Raw genomic sequence first — 15,114 nt, 5'->3', positions numbered from 1 at the left:
CTCGCACAACACCTCCTGGACACCTTAAGTTGCTTGACGTGGACGTCCTGGAATTCACGCCCGAGCCCGCCGATTTCGCCTGGACCTTCGGCGGGGTGCCTCCGGTACGCCGGGTCACGCCCGGCACCGCCCTCCGTCTGTGGACCGAGGACGCGTTCGCCGGGAGTCTCCGCAGTACGGCGGACCTCGCGAGCGCCTCGCTGACGATGCCGTTCGTCAACCCGCAGACCGGACCGTTCTACGTCGAAGGCGCCGAGCCTGGCGACACGCTGGTCCTGCACTTCGTCGAGCTGACGCCTGCGCGGAGCTGGGGCGCCTCGGCGACCATCCCGTTCTTCGGTGGCCTGACCAGCACCGACCGGACCGCGACGCTGCAGGACCCGCTGCCGGAGCGGACCTGGATCTACGAGGTGGACAGCGCTCGCCAGACGGTTGGGTTCCAGGCGCAGGGGAGCGAGCTGGACATCGCGCTGCCGCTCGAGCCGATGCTCGGCACGGTCGGCGTCGCGCCGGCCGGCGGTGAGGTGCGCTCGGCGCTGGTGCCGGACATGTTCGGCGGGAACATGGACACGCCGGAGATGCGGGCCGGGACCACCTGCTATCTGAACGTCAACGTCGAGGGCGCACTGTTCTCGGTCGGTGATGGCCACTACCGGCAGGGTGAGGGCGAGTCCTGCGGCACCGCAGTCGAGGGCGCGATGAACGTCGTACTGATCGTCGACCTGCTCAAGACGCCCGGACCGGTCTGGCCGCGGCTGGAGAACGACGAGTACCTCGCCGTCGTCGGATCGAGCAGGCCGCTCGAGGACGCGTGGCGGGCCGGTCAGGTGGACATGGTGCGCTGGCTCGGTGACCTGTACGGACTGGACAAGCTGGACGCGTACCAGCTGCTCAGCCAGGTCAGCGAGGTCCCGCTGGCGAACGTGGTCGACGCCAACTACAGCGTGGTCACCAAGGTCCCGAAGCGCCTACTCCCACAAGTCACGGCGTACGACGGAATTCACCAGCACCTAGCTGAACTGCGGCACGACCTCCTCGGCGAACCGCTGTAGCGGCTCGTGGTCGTAGGCGACGCCCGGGATGTACGAGATCACGTAGTCGATGCCTGCCTCGGCCAGCTGCTCGACGTGTTCGCTGAGCTGCTTCGTCGTGACCACATCTGCCAGCGCACCGGATGTCCCGCCGGCGCCGATCTCCAGGAACTCCTCCAGGCTGTACCGTCCACGTGCCTTGGCTGTCGCGGCCACCGGGTCTGCACCGGTCTCGATCGGGAAGACGTTCAGACTGGTCGACTTGATGATCTCGTCGTAGTCGCGGCCGACCTCCTCGCAGTGCTTCCGGAGGATCGCCAGCTTCTGCTCGATGACGTCGACGCGTCCGGTGCCGAAGTTGCAGGCGTCGCCGTACTTTGCAACTAGTCGCAATGTGACGCGTTCACCCCCGCCGCCGATCCAGAGCTTGGGTTTGCGCCGCGGGACGACGTACGGCTTGTCGACCGAGTGGTACTGGCCCTGGAACACCACGTCGTCCTCGGTCCACAGCCGGTGCAGCAGCTCGACCGACTCGACGAACGAGCCCATCCGCTCCTTCTGGCTCGTCCAGGGGTAGCCGTATGCCTTCCACTCGTCTTCCGACCAGCCGGCACCGATTCCGGCGTACATGCGGCCGTGGCTGGCGACGTCGACGGTGGCGGCCATCTTGGCGAGCAGGGCCGGGTTGCGGTACCCGTTGCAGCCTACGAGCTGACCCAGGTTCACCCGCGAGGTGTCACGCGCCAGCGCGGCCGTGGTCGTCCACATCTCGAAGACAGTCTCGCGGGCAGGCTCAGGGACGGTGTGGAAGTGGTCGAAGAGCCAGATCGAGTCCCACGGACCTGCGTCGGCTGCCTTGGCTACCGCGGTCATGGCCTCCCACTGCTCGACCGGGTCCGCCAGCTCCACCAGATCCATCCGCCAGCCTTGCGGAACGAACACACCGAACTTCATGCAGTTCTCCTTGAGATAGCGACCCCGGCCAGGCACAGCGCCCCACCGGCCAACGCCAGTACGGTGGGCGCCTCACCGAGTAGCAGCCAGCCCAGCACGATCGCGACCACCGGCACGGCGTACACGGTGACCCCCATCCGTCCAGCACTCGTACGCCGGAGCGCAAAGGCCCACGTGGTGAAGCCGAGCGCGGTCGGGAACGCCGCCAGGTAGACGATCCACCAGATGGTCGACGCGTCGGCAGAGCGGACCTCGTCAAGCAGCGTGGGCGCGAACGGCAGGCACACGACCGCTCCGATCGTGCAGGCGAGCCAGGTGACCTCAGCGGCAGGTAGCCGGCTCAGGAGCGGCTTCTGCGTGACCACGCCGACGGCGTACGAGATAGCGGCGACGACGCAGAGCACGACGCCCCAGGTCTCGGCGCGGCCGCTGGAGGTCGACGTACCGATCACGACGATGCCGGCGAACGCAACCAAGCCGCCAATCACCAGCTGCCGCGGGAAGCCTTCACCCAGACCGACACCGGCGAGTACGGCGATCAGCAGCGGGGCGATGTGCACGAGCATGGCCGCCGTCCCGGCATCGAGCCGTCGCTCGGCCTCGTTGAGCGCCAGGTTGTAGACGCCGAACCAGAGCACGCCACAGGCGATCAGCGGCAGCCAGTCGCGCTGCGCCGGCCACCGACGTACGGCGGGCGGTGGCCGCTTCAGTAGGAGGGCGCCGAGGAAGATGCTGCCCAGCCCGAGCCGGGCCAGCGACAGGGCGCCGGCGGAGATCTCGGTGCCGACATGCCGGATGGCGACGAACGACGACGCCCACAGGACGACCGTGACGGCGGCGGCGCCGGCCGCGAGGCGACCGGCCCGCGGCGGAGCGTCGGTAAGAGTTGTCACTCTCACTACAGTAGGAACGAGGTCTGCGAAGATCCATGGCAGATCGGAGCCTAGGAGGCGGTTTTGCTTACCGAAACGAGAAGTTCGGTGCTGGATGAGCTCAATACGCGGATCCTGAACGAGCTCACAGCCGATCCCCGGTTACGGACCACCGAGCTCGCCCGCCGGCTGGGCGTTTCGACGCCGACGGTGCGCGAGCGGGTCGCGCGGCTGGAGGAGTCAGGCGTGATCCGCGGGTACCGCATCGACATCGACCCGGCCGCGCTCGGCCGTCCGGTCGCCGCCTGGGTGCGGCTGCGCCCCGGCCCCAACCAGATCCCGAAGATCATCGAGCTGGCGAGCCGTACGCCGGAGGTCGTCGAGTGCCACCGGATCTCCGGCGAGGACTGCTTCCTGATGCGCGTCCAGGTCGCCGAGATCGCCGCGCTGGAGGACGTGCTGGACAAGTTCCTGGTGCACGGCCAGACCACGAGTTCGTTCGTCGTCTCCACCCCGGTCCCGCCACGCAGCGTGCCGCTGTCCGCTGGGTGAACCCCAACCACCGCTGAGAGTGGTCTGCATCACTAGTCTGGTGGCGATTTCGTCTCCGGAAGGACCTGGACCATGGCTGCCGACAAGTCTGTCCGCAGAGTTGCCCTGCTCACCGCCGGCGGGCTCGCGCCCTGCCTGTCGTCCGCCGTCGGCGGGCTGATCGAGCGCTACACCGAGGTAGCGCCCGACGTGGAGATCATCGCCTACTTGAACGGGTACCACGGCCTGCTCAGCGGCCGGTTCCTCACCGTGACGCCGGAGGTGCGGGAGAAGGCGTCGGTGCTGCACAAGTTCGGCGGCAGCCCGATCGGCAACAGCCGGGTGAAGCTGACGAATACCGCCGACCTGGTGAAGCGCGGCCTGATCCAGGACGGGCAGAACGCCCTCCAGGTCGCGGCCGAGCGGCTCGTCGCGGACGGTGTCGACGTACTGCACACCATCGGCGGTGACGACACCAACACCACGGCCGCCGACCTCGCGGCGTACCTGCACGAGCACGACTACGACCTGACCGTGGTCGGTCTGCCTAAGACCATCGACAACGACGTGATCCCCATCCGGCAGAGCCTGGGGGCGTGGACCGCGGCCGAGCAGGGCGCGCTGTTCGCCCGCAACATCATCGCCGAGCACACCTCGAACCCGCGGATGCTGATCGTCCACGAGGTGATGGGGCGGAACTGCGGCTGGTTGACCGCGGCAACGGCGCAGGCGTACCAGCAGTGGGTCGACGAGCAGGAGTGGAACCCGGGTATCGGCCTGGAGAAGGCCGGCTGGTCGGTGCACGCCGTGTATGTGCCGGAGGCAACGATCGATCTGGATGCCGAGGCGGAGCGGCTGCGGAAGGTGATGGACGAGGAGGACTGCGTCAACATCTTCCTGTCCGAGGGCGCCGGTGTGCCGTCGATCGTGGCGGAGATGGAGGCCCGCGGCGAGGAGGTCGGCCGAGACCCGTTCGGGCACGTCAAGCTGGACACCATCAACCCGGGCGCCTGGTTCGCGAAGCAGTTCGCCGAGCGGATCGGCGCGGAGAAGACGATGGTGCAGAAGAGCGGCTACTTCAGCCGCTCGGCCGCGGCCAACGACCGCGACCTCGCGCTGATCAAGGAGTGCACCGACTACGCGGTCGACGCGGCGCTGCGCGGTGAGTCCGGGGTCGTCGGCCACGACGAGGAGCGCGGCGACGAGCTGCGCGCGATCGAGTTCCCGCGGATCGCCGGCGGCAAGGAGTTCGACCCGACCGCCGACTGGTTCGTGACGCTGAAGTCGGAGATCGGTCAGGCCTGATCGCGGAGGCGGTCGACCCACTGGTCGGCCGCCTTCTCGATCTGGGCGAGGACCTCGTCGAAGCCGTCGTCCTCGCCGTAGTACGGATCGGGTACGTCGTCGCGCGCGAACAGCTGTGCCTCGGTTCCGCGCAGTTCCGCGAGATGCCCCGAGTCCATCGCGAGGATCAGGTCCCGGTCCCAGGCGCGCTCGAACCGGCGGGCCCGATGCGCGCTGCCGTCGTACCCGCGACGCCGGAGGGCGGCCGCCGCACGCGGGTCCATCCAGTCGCCGACATGCCAGCCACCGGTCCCCGAGCTGGTCACCTCGACGTCGTCGAGGCCGGCCTCGACGAGCTTGGCGCGCAGCACCACCTCGCCCATCGGCGACCGGCAGATGTTCCCGGTGCAGACGATCTCGACGTGCACTAGTGGACTTCGGCCTTGTCCGGCAGGAACGCGTTGAGGATCATGCCGACGACGCTGATGATCAGGGCGCCGAAGAGCGCTGACCAGAAGCCGTCGACGTGGAACTGGACGTCGAGCTTGCCGGTGATCCAGGACGTCAGCAGCAGCATCGCCGCGTTGATCACGAAGGTCAGCAGACCGAGGGTGAGGATCAGCAGTGGGAAGGAAAGCACCTTCACCACGGGCTTCACGATCGCGTTCACGACACCGAAGATCGCGGCCACGATCAGCAGCGTCAGCACGCGCTTGCCGGTGGTCGCGCCCTGCAGGGTGATTCCGGAGACGAGCCAGCTCGCCGCCGCCAACGCGATCGCGTTGACCAGCAACCTGATGATCAAGTTCTTCATGCCCTCGATCCTCCCACCCGACGGGTAACACCACTCTCGGTACGCGCCCTGATCCGTCCCTGACTCTTGACAGCGAAAATGACCAAGTGATCTGATCATTTTCATGCCCCGTCCACTGGTTGCGGTAGTTGCGTTGTCACTTACGGCAGCAGGCCTTGCTGTCCCCGCCGCTGCGAGCCCGTCGAGTTGCAGCGCGGTCCAGACGAACTGGACCGCTCAGACGACACCCCACGCCGCGCCCGAGGGGTTGCTCAACGACTACAGCAACACCGGGAAGGGCTGGACGGGTGCGGACAGCACCTACTCCGTGCTGCTCCCCGGTGGACGTACGGCGTGGGTCTTCTCCGACACATTCCTCGGCCCGGTGAACCCGGACGGCAGCCGTCCGACCACCACGCCGTTCATCAACAACTCGTTCGTGATCCAGCAGGGCACGAAACTGAAGACGGTCACCGGCGGTACGGCGACCAACCCGACGGCACTCGTTCCGCCGCCGTCGAACGGCTGGTACTGGTTCGGGGCAGCTCAGACGAGCCACGCCGGCCGTGACCTCGACGTGGTCGCACTGCGCTTCGAGAAGACCGGGACGGGTCAGTGGGACTGGCGCTGGGCCAGCAACTACCTGGCGCGGTTCGACAGCACCACGTTCAAGCTGAAGAGCCTCACCCCGATTCCGTCGGGTGCGAACGTGCAGTGGTCCGGCTGGCTGCTGCGCGACAGTGGGTACACATACGTCTACGGCGTCGAGGACCTGGGCGCAGCGAAGTACCAGCACGTAGCCCGGGTGCGTGGCGACGACCTGACCGCGAAGCCGTGGGAGTACTGGACCGGCTCGGGCTGGTCTTCGGACGAGGCTGCGTCGGCCCGCGTGCTCCAAGGAGTCGCCAACGAGCACAGTGTGACCCGCTGGAGCGATGGCTACCTGCTCGTCACGCACGACACCAACGAGCTGTTCAGCAAGCGCGTCCTCGGGTACTTCTCCTGCTCGCCGACCGGTCCGTGGGTGAAGCCGGTCGAGCTGTACGAGACCCCCGAGACGGGCGGGAACCTCATCACGTACAACTCCCACGACCACCCGGACCTGCGACGCGGTACTTCGCTGCTGGTGAGCTACAACGTGAACAGTCTGGTCAGCGACGAGCTGTACGGCGACGTGAGCATCTACCGCCCGCGGTTCGTCTCGGTCACCCTGGCGGCGGCCAAGTGAGCGCCACGGGAGGCGTCGTACGGCGGAGTCTGCTGGACGATCTGGCGACGTCCATGCTCGCCCTGATCGCGGAGCGGAAGCTGGCGCCGGGTGATCAGTTCGAGGCCGTGCGGTCGCTGGCGGAGCGGTTCAAGGTCGCCGTACCCACTGTCCGGGAGGCGCTGCGCCGACTGGAGGCAACTGGAGCTGTCGAGCTCCGGCACGGCTCTGGGGTGTACGTCGGTCCGAACGTCGGCCGGCTGGTTCTGGCCAACCCCCTGGCGCTGGCACCGAGTCCGGACCGGTTGGTGGAGCTCCTGCAGGCACGTGCCCTCATCGAGCCACCTGTTGCGGCACTGGCGGCGCAGACGCGTGGGGAGGCCGCGCTGGAGCAGATGGCCAAGGACCTGGACACTGCGGCCGAGCTGATCGCTTCCGGCGACCATGCGCAGCTGGCCGAAGTGAACATGGACTTCCACCGCTCACTGGCACAGGCGTCCGGGAACGCGACGCTGGCCGAGGTGGTCGAGTCGGTCACGGTCGTGAACGCCCGGGAGCAGCTGGAGATCCTCCACATCCACGGCGACCGGCAGGCCGACCTGGACGAGCACCGCGCGATCTACGACGCGGTCCGGTCCGGCGACGCGGACCTGGCCGAACTGCTCACCCGCGAGCACCTGGACGGCGTACTGGCCGTCATCAACGAACGTCTTCAGCATCCCTGAGCTGAGAGGAGCACCATGATTCACCGGAAGGCGCTGACTGCGTTGGCCGTGGCCGGAGCGCTGGCTCTGTCCGCCTGTGGAGGCGGTGGCGGAGCCGCGGCCCCGAAGAAGGGCGAGGACAAGCCGGTCGACTCGCTGAAGTTCTACAACGACAAGGGCGGCTGGAAGGACGCGTTCACCCAGGTCGGGGCGGCCAGCAAGAAGGACATCGGCGTCGGCATGGAGCCGGTCGGCTACTCCGACTCGAACACGTACACCGCGTTCATCCGGTCCTCGTTCCGGACCAAGGAGAAGGCGGACCTGTTCACGTGGCACACCGGCAAGGAACTTCAGGACCTGGTGGACCAGAAGCTCGTTGCCGAGACCACCGACCAGTGGACCAAGGCGGTTGCTGACGGCAACATCCCTGAGCAGCTCAAGCAGTACTTCACCTTCGACGGCAAGCAATACTGCGTCCCGCTGAACGCCGGCTACTGGGTGATGTACTACAACAAGGCCGTCTTCAAGAAGGCCGGCATCACGCAGACCCCGAAGACCTGGGCCGAGCTGACCCAGGTGGCGGACAAGGTCAAGGCCGCCGGGGTGAAGCCGTTCTACCAGACCAACATCCTGTTCTCGTTCGTCTGGTTCGAGACGCTGCTGGCCGGCAAGGACCCGGACCTGTACGACGCGCTCGCCGCCGGTAAGGCGAAGTACACCGACCCGGGTGTGGTCGAGGTGATGAACGAGTGGAAGAAGATGATCGACGCCGGGTACTTCAGCGACCCGGGCTCGAAGACCGAGCCGCAGGCGCAGCTGAAGAACGGCGACGTCGCGATGATCAACTTCGGCACCTGGTTCAGCGGCAACCTGAACACCCTGAAGATGAAGGCCGGCACCGACTACGACTTCTTCGTGATCCCGAACGTGAACCCGGCCCTGCCGAAGACCTCGATGATCTTCGAGACCGGACCGGTCTGCTCGGCCGCGGCCAGTGACCACGCGTCGACGGTGAAGAAGTGGACTGACTGGTGGGTCACGCCGCAGGCGCAGACCGCGTGGGCGAACTCCCGCGGCGACCTGTCGTTCAACCCGAAGGCCGAGGTCAAGGACGCGGGGCTGGCTCAGCTCAACAAGGAGGTCAACGGGTACCGGCTGATCAACCGGTGGTTCGAGGCGACGCCCGTACCGGTTGCGAACAAGGCACTCGAGGTGTTCGGCGCGTTCGTGACCAAGCCGGGTGACCCGATGCCGGGCCTGCAGAAGATCCAGGCCGAGGCGGACGCGTACTGGGCCAAGCAGAAGTGAGCAATCAGGCCCTTGACCGGACGGGGGCGCGTAAGGCGCCCCTGTTCGGCCTACCAGCTGTAGCGGTTGTCGCACTCCTGTTGTACCTGCCGTTCCTGTGGACGACGTACGTCAGCTTCACCGACTACGACGGGCTGGCGTCACCGGTGTGGTCGGGGCTGGCCAACTACAAGGCGATGTTCAGTGACCCCGATCTGATCGGGGCCCTCGTCAACACGCTGCTGTGGGTGGTCGGCATGGTGACACTGCCCGTGGCACTCGGCCTACTGATCGCCGTACTGACCTACGGGCACAAGTGGGGCACGTGGTTGCGGCTGCCGTTCCTGCTGCCGTACGCGATCTCCGGTGTGGCCGTTGGTGTCATCTGGGGCTTCGTACTGCAGCCGGACGGCGCACTGGGTCAGGCACTCGGGTTCTTCGGGCTCCCGGGTGCTCACACCGGCTGGCTGCAGGCAGGTCCCGGCAACACGCTGATGATGATCGTGGCGGTCACCTGGCAGGCGGCGGGCGTGAACGCGCTGCTGTTCGTGGTCGGCCTGCAGTCGATCCCTGCTGAGCCGTTGGAGGCTGCGAGGCTGGACGGCGCGGAGGGGTTCAGCCTGTTCCGCCACCACCTCTGGCCGCAGCTCCGCCCGATCACCACAGTGGTCATCGGGCTCTCGATCGTCGGCAGCCTGAAGACGTTCGACGTGGTGTGGGTGATGACGCAAGGCGGCCCGGGTACGTCGTCCGAGACGCTGGCACTGTCCATGTACAAGGAGACGTTCGTGCTGAACGACTACGGACAGGGCGCGGCGATCGCGCTGTTCCTGAGCCTGGTCACCTTCGCCGCCTCGATCCTCTACCTCCGTTACCAGTTGGGGGACGCCCGTGAGCAGGGTTAAGACCGCGGTCCTCGTCGTACTCGGGCTGATCTGGCTCGCGCCGGTCTACCTGCTGGTCGTGAACGCGTCCAAGTCCGTCGACGGGTACGACGCGAAGACCGTGTGGAAGCCGGCTGGCTTCTCCTTGTTCGCGAACTTCGGTGACGCGTGGAGCAAGGCGGCGCTCGGGGACACGTTGGTGGCGACCACGATGTACAGCGTGATCGCGCCGGTACTCGCGGTACTGATCGGCTCGGCGGCCGGGTACGCGATCGTCGTACTGCGGTTGAAGCGCGGCTTCCTGTGGTTCGTGTTCATCTTCGGCGGGACGATCTTTCCGCTGCAGATGATCCTGATGCCGTTGTTCTCCGGGTACGCGAACTCCGGGCTGTACGACACCCGGACCGGGATGATCATCGTCTACACCGCGATCAGCGTGCCGTTCTCGGCGTTCGTGATGCGGAACTTCTTCACCGGGATCGCGCGCAGCGTGTTCGAGGCCGCGGTGGTCGACGGCGGCGGGCTGTTCCGGATCTTCCGCAGCATCTACCTGCCGATGGCGGGGTCGGCGCTGGCCGCGATCTTCATCCTGCAGGCGACGTTCGTCTGGAACGACCTGCTGCTCGGTCTAACCCTGAGCCAGTCCGACTCGGTCCGTCCGATCATGCCGGCCCTCACCGGCCTGCAGAGCACGTACGGCGGGGCGTCGCTGCCGACCGTACTGGCAGGTGGCCTGCTCGTCTCGCTGCCCACGGTCATCCTCTTCCTCGCCGCCCAACGCTTCTTCTCCCGGGGCCTCGCCCTGGGCCAGTTCTGAGAGGACACATATGAGTCGCACAGTCGTCGTCACAGGCGGCGCAGCCGGCATCGGCCGCGGTGCGGTCGAACGCTTCGTAGCCGCCGGAGACCGGGTGATAGCCCTGGACCGTGATGCGGAAGCGCTGGCGGGCCTGAGCGGCGTCACTGGTGTGCAAGTGGATGTTTCGGACCGGGCCGTGCTCGCATCCGTCGCGGAGGAGATCGGTGCGGTGGACGCGCTCGTCTGTGCCGCGGGAGTCCAGCGGTACGGGACCGTGGTCGACACACCCTCCTCTGTCTACGACGAGGTGATGGCAGTGAACGTCGGCGGCGTGTTCTTCGCGTGCCAGGCGTTCGTCCCTCGGATGTCGCGCGGCAGCAGTGTCGTGGTGGTGTCGTCCGTGCAGGCGTATGCGGCGCAGACAGGCGTCGCGGCGTACTCGATGGGTAAGGGCGCCTTGCTCAGCCTCGTCCGGGCGATGGCGGTGGATCACGCTCCGGACGGGATCCGCGTCAACGCGGTCTGCCCAGGTTCGGTGGACACGCCGATGTTGCGTACGTCGGCCGCGCAGTTCGCCGGCGACCGTACGACGGACGACGTGGTCGCCGAATGGGGCCGCTCACACCCGCTCGGGCGGGTCGCGACACCGGGAGAGGTTGCCGAGGTCATCTACTTCCTGTCCTCCCCGGCCGCGTCGTTCGTGACCGGAGCGGACGTGAAGGTCGACGGCGGGTTGACCGCCGGACTGGCCGTCGTCATTCCGGAGGACGCGAAGTGAAGATCGTCGACGTACGCGCGACCACGGTGACGATGCCGTTGGAGGCGCCGCTGCGACACAGCAACGGAGCGCACTGGGGACGTTTCGTGCGGACCGTCGTGGAGGTCGAGGCCGACAACGGGTTGATCGGCCTCGGTGAGATGGGCGGCGGCGGGCAGAGCGCCGAGGCCGCGGTCGCCGGGCTCAAACCGTACCTCTTCGGTCATGACCCGGCCCGCACCGAGGCCCTGCGCTGGATGCTCGCCAACCCGACGGCGAGCTTGTACAACAACCGAACCCAGTTGCTGGCAGCAATCGAATTCGCCTGCCTGGACCTGCAGGGTCGTGAGCTCGGCGTACCCGTGCATGCGTTGCTGGGCGGAAAGGTCCGCTCGCACGTGCCCTTCGCGAGCTACCTGTTCTTCCGGCACCCCGCTGAGGACGGCACGGGCGAGATCCGTACGGCGGACCAGCTGATTGCCAACGCCCGCGAGCTGGTCGACCAGCACGGGTTCAGCGTGCACAAGCTGAAGGGCGGCGTGTTCCCGCCGGACTACGAACGCGAGTGCTTCCGTGCGCTGGCCGAGGCGTTCCCGGGGCACCGCGTGCGGTTCGACCCGAACGGCGCGTTCAGTGTCGAGGAGGCGATCCGGTTCGCCCGCGGGATCGAGGATCTCGACAACGACTACCTCGAGGACCCGACCTGGGGCCTGAACGGGATGCGCCGGGTCCGCGAGAACACCCCGATCCCGCTCGCCACCAACACCGTCGTGGTGAACTTCGAGCAGCTCGCCGCCAACGTCCGCGACCCCGCGGTCGACGTGATCCTGCTGGACACCACGTTCTGGGGCGGTATCCGGCCGTGTATCAAGGCGGCCGGCGTCTGCGAGACGTTCCAGCTCGGGGTCGCGGTGCACTCGTCCGGCGAGCTCGGCATCCAGCTCGCGACGATGCTGCACCTCGGCGCCGTCGTACCGAACCTGTCGTTCGCCGCGGACGCGCACTACCACCATCTGCGCGACGACATCATTGCCGGCGGCAAGCTTCCGTACGCCGACGGCGCGATCGCGGTCCCGGACGCGCCCGGCCTGGGCGTCGAGCTGGACCGCGACAAGCTGGCCGAGTACGCCGAGCTGTTCCGCGAACTCGGCCCGTACCCCTACGACCGCGATCCGGCCCGCCCGGACTGGTACCCCCTGCTACCGAACACCGATTGGGCAGACCCGTCATGATTCCTCGCAGCGCCGACCTGGCGAGCGACGTTCTCACGCACACGTACGACGACATGTTCAACCCGCCCGGGCTGACGAACTTCCTGGGTACGGCGCAGGTCGACCACGACGTCGTGGCGATCAGGAGCGTCAACTTCCCGCCGTATTCGCACGGCGACACCATCACCGGACAGCTGTACGTCGACGGGCGCCTGGCGCGCTCGTACGGCGGGACGGTGGAGGTGGTGTGGCGCCCGGACTGCGTCGTCCGGTCCACGACCGTCGACGGTCTCCACCTCCGCACCACAACCGCCTGCGCTCCGGGCCGTCCGGCCGTCGTCGTACACCTGGAGGTGACGGGGCAACCGGGGCGCTCCGTGCGTCTGGGCCTGTTGTTGGCAAGTACTGCGACCCGCTCGTCATCAGGCTGGTTGCGCCCGGAGCCGCCCTCCGAACCGAACACACTGACTGCCCTGGGCGATCGAGTGGTCGGGACGGGGGAGTCGGGCTCGGCGGTCAGCCTGCAGGGCGTGGATGTCCCTGCTGTCGTGGACAGGTCGATGCTGGAGGCCACCGTCGTACTGGATGCCTCCGGACATGCCCAGCTGTCGTACGTGCACGTGCTGGCCGAGACATTGGACGCAGCGACGGAGCACTTCGACGTGTGCGTGGCCGACGTACCGGCCGTGATCTCGGTGGCGGAGAGCATGTGGGACGTGGCGATCGCCGACGCGTTCGACCCGTCCAGCGACGGCTTCAGCGGGTCGCTGCCCGTGCTGGAGACGTCCAACGAGGCGTTGCGGAAGCTGTACTGGTGGGGTGTGCTCGGGGTCATCTGGTTCCGGCGGGACAACCCGGCCAGTGTGCTCGGGCGGACGTACGACACATTGATGCCGCGGTACTGGCAGACCACGACGTTCATCTGGGACTACAGCCTGTCCTCGCTGACGCATGCGCTGCTGGATCCGGAGCCGATGCGGAAGCACATCGAGCACTGGATCGACCTGGACATCCACGAGCACTTCGGCACCGAGTGGCTGACCGGGGGACCGGTCGGGCAGTGGTACTCGGTGAACGACTTCGCCATGACCCGGCTGGTGCGCGACTACGTGCGCTTCACCGGGGACTCGGCGTTCCTCGATTCAGAGGTTGGTCCGAAGCCGGTCGGGGAACATGTCCACGACTGGGCGACCGCCTGGCGCGGACTGCGCGGTGAGCACGCTCTCGCCGACTACGGCGGCATCGACAACCTGCTGGAGTGCGTGAGCAGCTACGTGCACGAGGTGGCCAGTTTCAACGCGGCCAACGTCTGGTGCATGCGGGTGGCGGCTGAGATCGCGGACCGCTCCGGTGAAACGGACCGTGCGGTTCTGCTCCGCAAGGAGGCGTCTGCGCAGGCAGGCCACGTCAACGAGCTGTACGTCGAGGGCAAGGGGTTCTGGCACGCGCGGCAGCCGGACGGCTCGCTCGTCCCGGTCCGGCACTGCTACGACTTCAACATCATCGGTACGACGATCCCGGACGACCTGTCCGAGTCGCAGTGCGCCGAGATGGTGTCGTTCTTCCAGCGGGAGCTGCAGACGCCCACGTGGATGCGCGCGCTGTCGCCGTACGACGCGGATGCCGCGTTCAGCGTCCGTCCGGACCACCAGTGGAACGGTGCGTACCCGGCGTGGCCGGCGGACGCGGGGCGCGCACTGTTCGCGCTCGGGCGCGGCGACGTACTGCTGGACTGGCTGCCGGGTCTGGCCAAGTCCGCGAACCAGGGCCCGTGCGGTCAGGCGCACTTCGTCGAGGAGGCACAGCCGCCGATGGCCGGTGGTGCGCGGAAGTCGCCGCCGCAGTTCCCGTACCTGATCGACTGGTCCTGCTCGTCATCCGGCGCCTGGGTCAGCCTGGTCCTGGAGGGCATCTTCGGCATCGAGGTCGCCCTGGACGGCACCGTGACCGCCAGCCCGCAGGTCGCGGCGCTCGACCCGGACGCCCGCCTGACCGGCCTCCGGGTCGGCTCGAAGACGTACGACGTGACGGCGGACGGACTGGTCTGAGACGTCGCGGGACCGCTCAGCCCGGGGGCATCGCGATCGCCTCGAGGAGGGACTCCTCGGCACCGGCCAGGTGCCGGCGGAGCTCCTCGACGCACTCGTCGAGCTCGCCCCGCTCGAGCAACCGGACGAGTTTGCGGTGGGACGCGACCTGCTGGCGCGCGTCCTGCCGCAGCGCGTCCACCCGGGCCAGCGCGAGCCGCGCCTCGCCGGTGACCGAGTCGGCGGTCGCGATCAGCCGCTCGCTGCCGGTGAGCGCTACCAAGCTGCGGTGGATGGCCAGGTGGGTCTCGGTCAGGGCTTCCGGGTCGGCACCGTCCTTGGCGGTCGCGGCGAACACCCGCATCGCCTCCCGGACCCGCTCCCGGGCCGCCTCGTCGGCGTCGTACCAGGCCCGGATCCCGGCGGACTCGAGCACGAACCGGGCGCGGCAGATGTCGGCCACCGCGTCGGGGTGCAGGATCGCGACGCTGACGCCCTTGTTCGGCTCGCGGACCGCCAGGCCCTCGTTGACCAGCATCGTCATCGCCTCGCGGATGGTGCTTCGGGCGACCCCGAGCGCCTCGGCGAGCGGCTGCTCACGCAACGGCGTACCCGGCTCCAGATCACCGGCGAACAGGGCGGCGCGCAGCGCGTCGACCACCCGGTCCACCGTGGTCGAGCGGTCCACCCGCAGCCGTTCGTACATGGTGTGATTCTCGTCCAGACCCGGTCCGTTGTCGCGCCCGACCCGGCTCCGGACGGTCGCCTGTGGA

16 protein-coding genes are annotated in these 15,114 nt (G+C 67.8%); 11 read left to right on the top strand and 5 right to left on the bottom strand.

Features of this window, described 5'->3' with window-relative positions; all coding sequences use genetic code 11:
• The first annotated feature begins 38 nt into the window (after window positions 1–38).
• A complete protein-coding gene (locus ACLJOO_RS10040) occupies window positions 39–1,052 on the top strand; it encodes an acetamidase/formamidase family protein (protein WP_410786598.1) in 1,014 nt (337 codons plus the stop codon).
• Here the strand turns inward: ACLJOO_RS10040 and ACLJOO_RS10035 are convergent.
• Both ACLJOO_RS10035 and ACLJOO_RS10030 read right to left on the bottom strand, forming a co-directional pair.
• Complete coding sequence (locus ACLJOO_RS10035) at window positions 1,011–1,985, bottom strand: TIGR03560 family F420-dependent LLM class oxidoreductase (RefSeq protein WP_410786597.1); 975 nt, start codon at window positions 1,983–1,985, stop codon at window positions 1,011–1,013. The two genes, ACLJOO_RS10040 and ACLJOO_RS10035, sit on opposite strands and share 42 nt — an antisense overlap.
• Window positions 1,982–2,878: a DMT family transporter gene (locus ACLJOO_RS10030; RefSeq protein WP_410786596.1), complete on the bottom strand. Its 897-nt coding sequence runs from the start codon at window positions 2,876–2,878 to the stop codon at window positions 1,982–1,984. The genes ACLJOO_RS10035 and ACLJOO_RS10030 overlap by 4 nt, the downstream gene beginning before the upstream one ends.
• An 87-nt stretch (window positions 2,879–2,965) precedes the next feature.
• On the opposite strand from ACLJOO_RS10030, the gene ACLJOO_RS10025 reads away from it, so the two are divergent.
• A complete protein-coding gene (locus ACLJOO_RS10025; RefSeq protein ID WP_410786595.1) occupies window positions 2,966–3,409 on the top strand; it encodes an Lrp/AsnC family transcriptional regulator in 444 nt (147 codons plus the stop codon).
• 72 nt (window positions 3,410–3,481) lie between these two features.
• Complete coding sequence (locus ACLJOO_RS10020) at window positions 3,482–4,693, top strand: pyrophosphate--fructose-6-phosphate 1-phosphotransferase (RefSeq protein WP_410786594.1); 1,212 nt, start codon at window positions 3,482–3,484, stop codon at window positions 4,691–4,693.
• Here ACLJOO_RS10020 and ACLJOO_RS10015 read toward each other — a convergent pair.
• Both ACLJOO_RS10015 and ACLJOO_RS10010 read right to left on the bottom strand, forming a co-directional pair.
• On the bottom strand, window positions 4,684–5,100 hold the full coding sequence (locus tag ACLJOO_RS10015) for a low molecular weight protein-tyrosine-phosphatase (RefSeq protein ID WP_410786593.1): 417 nt from the start codon (window positions 5,098–5,100) through the stop codon (window positions 4,684–4,686). The two genes, ACLJOO_RS10020 and ACLJOO_RS10015, sit on opposite strands and share 10 nt — an antisense overlap.
• A complete protein-coding gene (locus tag ACLJOO_RS10010; RefSeq protein WP_410786592.1) occupies window positions 5,100–5,486 on the bottom strand; it encodes a phage holin family protein in 387 nt (128 codons plus the stop codon). Before ACLJOO_RS10010 ends, ACLJOO_RS10015 begins: the two co-directional genes overlap by 1 nt.
• 103 nt (window positions 5,487–5,589) lie before the next feature.
• Between ACLJOO_RS10010 and ACLJOO_RS10005 the strand changes: the two genes are divergently transcribed.
• From ACLJOO_RS10005 to ACLJOO_RS09970, 8 genes are read left to right on the top strand one after another with little or no spacing between them, the layout of a single operon-like run.
• Window positions 5,590–6,693: a DUF4185 domain-containing protein gene (locus ACLJOO_RS10005; RefSeq protein ID WP_410786591.1), complete on the top strand. Its 1,104-nt coding sequence runs from the start codon at window positions 5,590–5,592 to the stop codon at window positions 6,691–6,693.
• Window positions 6,690–7,397 (top strand): FadR/GntR family transcriptional regulator, encoded by a 708-nt coding sequence (locus tag ACLJOO_RS10000; RefSeq protein WP_410786590.1) that lies wholly within the window; start codon window positions 6,690–6,692, stop codon window positions 7,395–7,397. Before ACLJOO_RS10005 ends, ACLJOO_RS10000 begins: the two co-directional genes overlap by 4 nt.
• A 15-nt stretch (window positions 7,398–7,412) precedes the next feature.
• Window positions 7,413–8,684, top strand: coding sequence for an ABC transporter substrate-binding protein (locus ACLJOO_RS09995; RefSeq protein WP_410786589.1), 1,272 nt, complete (start codon window positions 7,413–7,415; stop codon window positions 8,682–8,684).
• Complete coding sequence (locus ACLJOO_RS09990; protein ID WP_134129831.1) at window positions 8,681–9,568, top strand: carbohydrate ABC transporter permease; 888 nt, start codon at window positions 8,681–8,683, stop codon at window positions 9,566–9,568. Before ACLJOO_RS09995 ends, ACLJOO_RS09990 begins: the two co-directional genes overlap by 4 nt.
• Window positions 9,555–10,364 (top strand): carbohydrate ABC transporter permease, encoded by an 810-nt coding sequence (locus ACLJOO_RS09985; protein ID WP_410786588.1) that lies wholly within the window; start codon window positions 9,555–9,557, stop codon window positions 10,362–10,364. The genes ACLJOO_RS09990 and ACLJOO_RS09985 overlap by 14 nt, the downstream gene beginning before the upstream one ends.
• A gap of 10 nt (window positions 10,365–10,374) precedes the next feature.
• Window positions 10,375–11,124, top strand: coding sequence for an SDR family NAD(P)-dependent oxidoreductase (locus tag ACLJOO_RS09980; protein ID WP_410786587.1), 750 nt, complete (start codon window positions 10,375–10,377; stop codon window positions 11,122–11,124).
• A complete protein-coding gene (locus ACLJOO_RS09975) occupies window positions 11,121–12,335 on the top strand; it encodes an enolase C-terminal domain-like protein (RefSeq protein ID WP_410786586.1) in 1,215 nt (404 codons plus the stop codon). The genes ACLJOO_RS09980 and ACLJOO_RS09975 overlap by 4 nt, the downstream gene beginning before the upstream one ends.
• Entirely contained in the window at window positions 12,332–14,362 is a 2,031-nt protein-coding gene (locus tag ACLJOO_RS09970) for a hypothetical protein (protein WP_410786585.1), read from the top strand. The genes ACLJOO_RS09975 and ACLJOO_RS09970 overlap by 4 nt, the downstream gene beginning before the upstream one ends.
• A 16-nt stretch (window positions 14,363–14,378) precedes the next feature.
• Here the strand turns inward: ACLJOO_RS09970 and ACLJOO_RS09965 are convergent, their stop codons facing one another.
• The gene (locus ACLJOO_RS09965; protein WP_410786584.1) at window positions 14,379–15,047 is read right to left on the bottom strand and encodes a GntR family transcriptional regulator; all 669 of its coding nucleotides are present in this window, start codon (window positions 15,045–15,047) and stop codon (window positions 14,379–14,381) included.
• Window positions 15,048–15,114: the final 67 nt, after the last annotated feature.

The sequence above is a fragment of the Kribbella sp. C-35 genome (assembly GCF_046549195.1).
In the GTDB taxonomy this organism is placed as follows: Bacteria; Actinomycetota; Actinomycetes; order Propionibacteriales; family Kribbellaceae; genus Kribbella.
The sequence above is the reverse complement of the archived record's forward strand: the minus strand, read 5'-3'. Positions and strand labels throughout refer to the sequence as shown.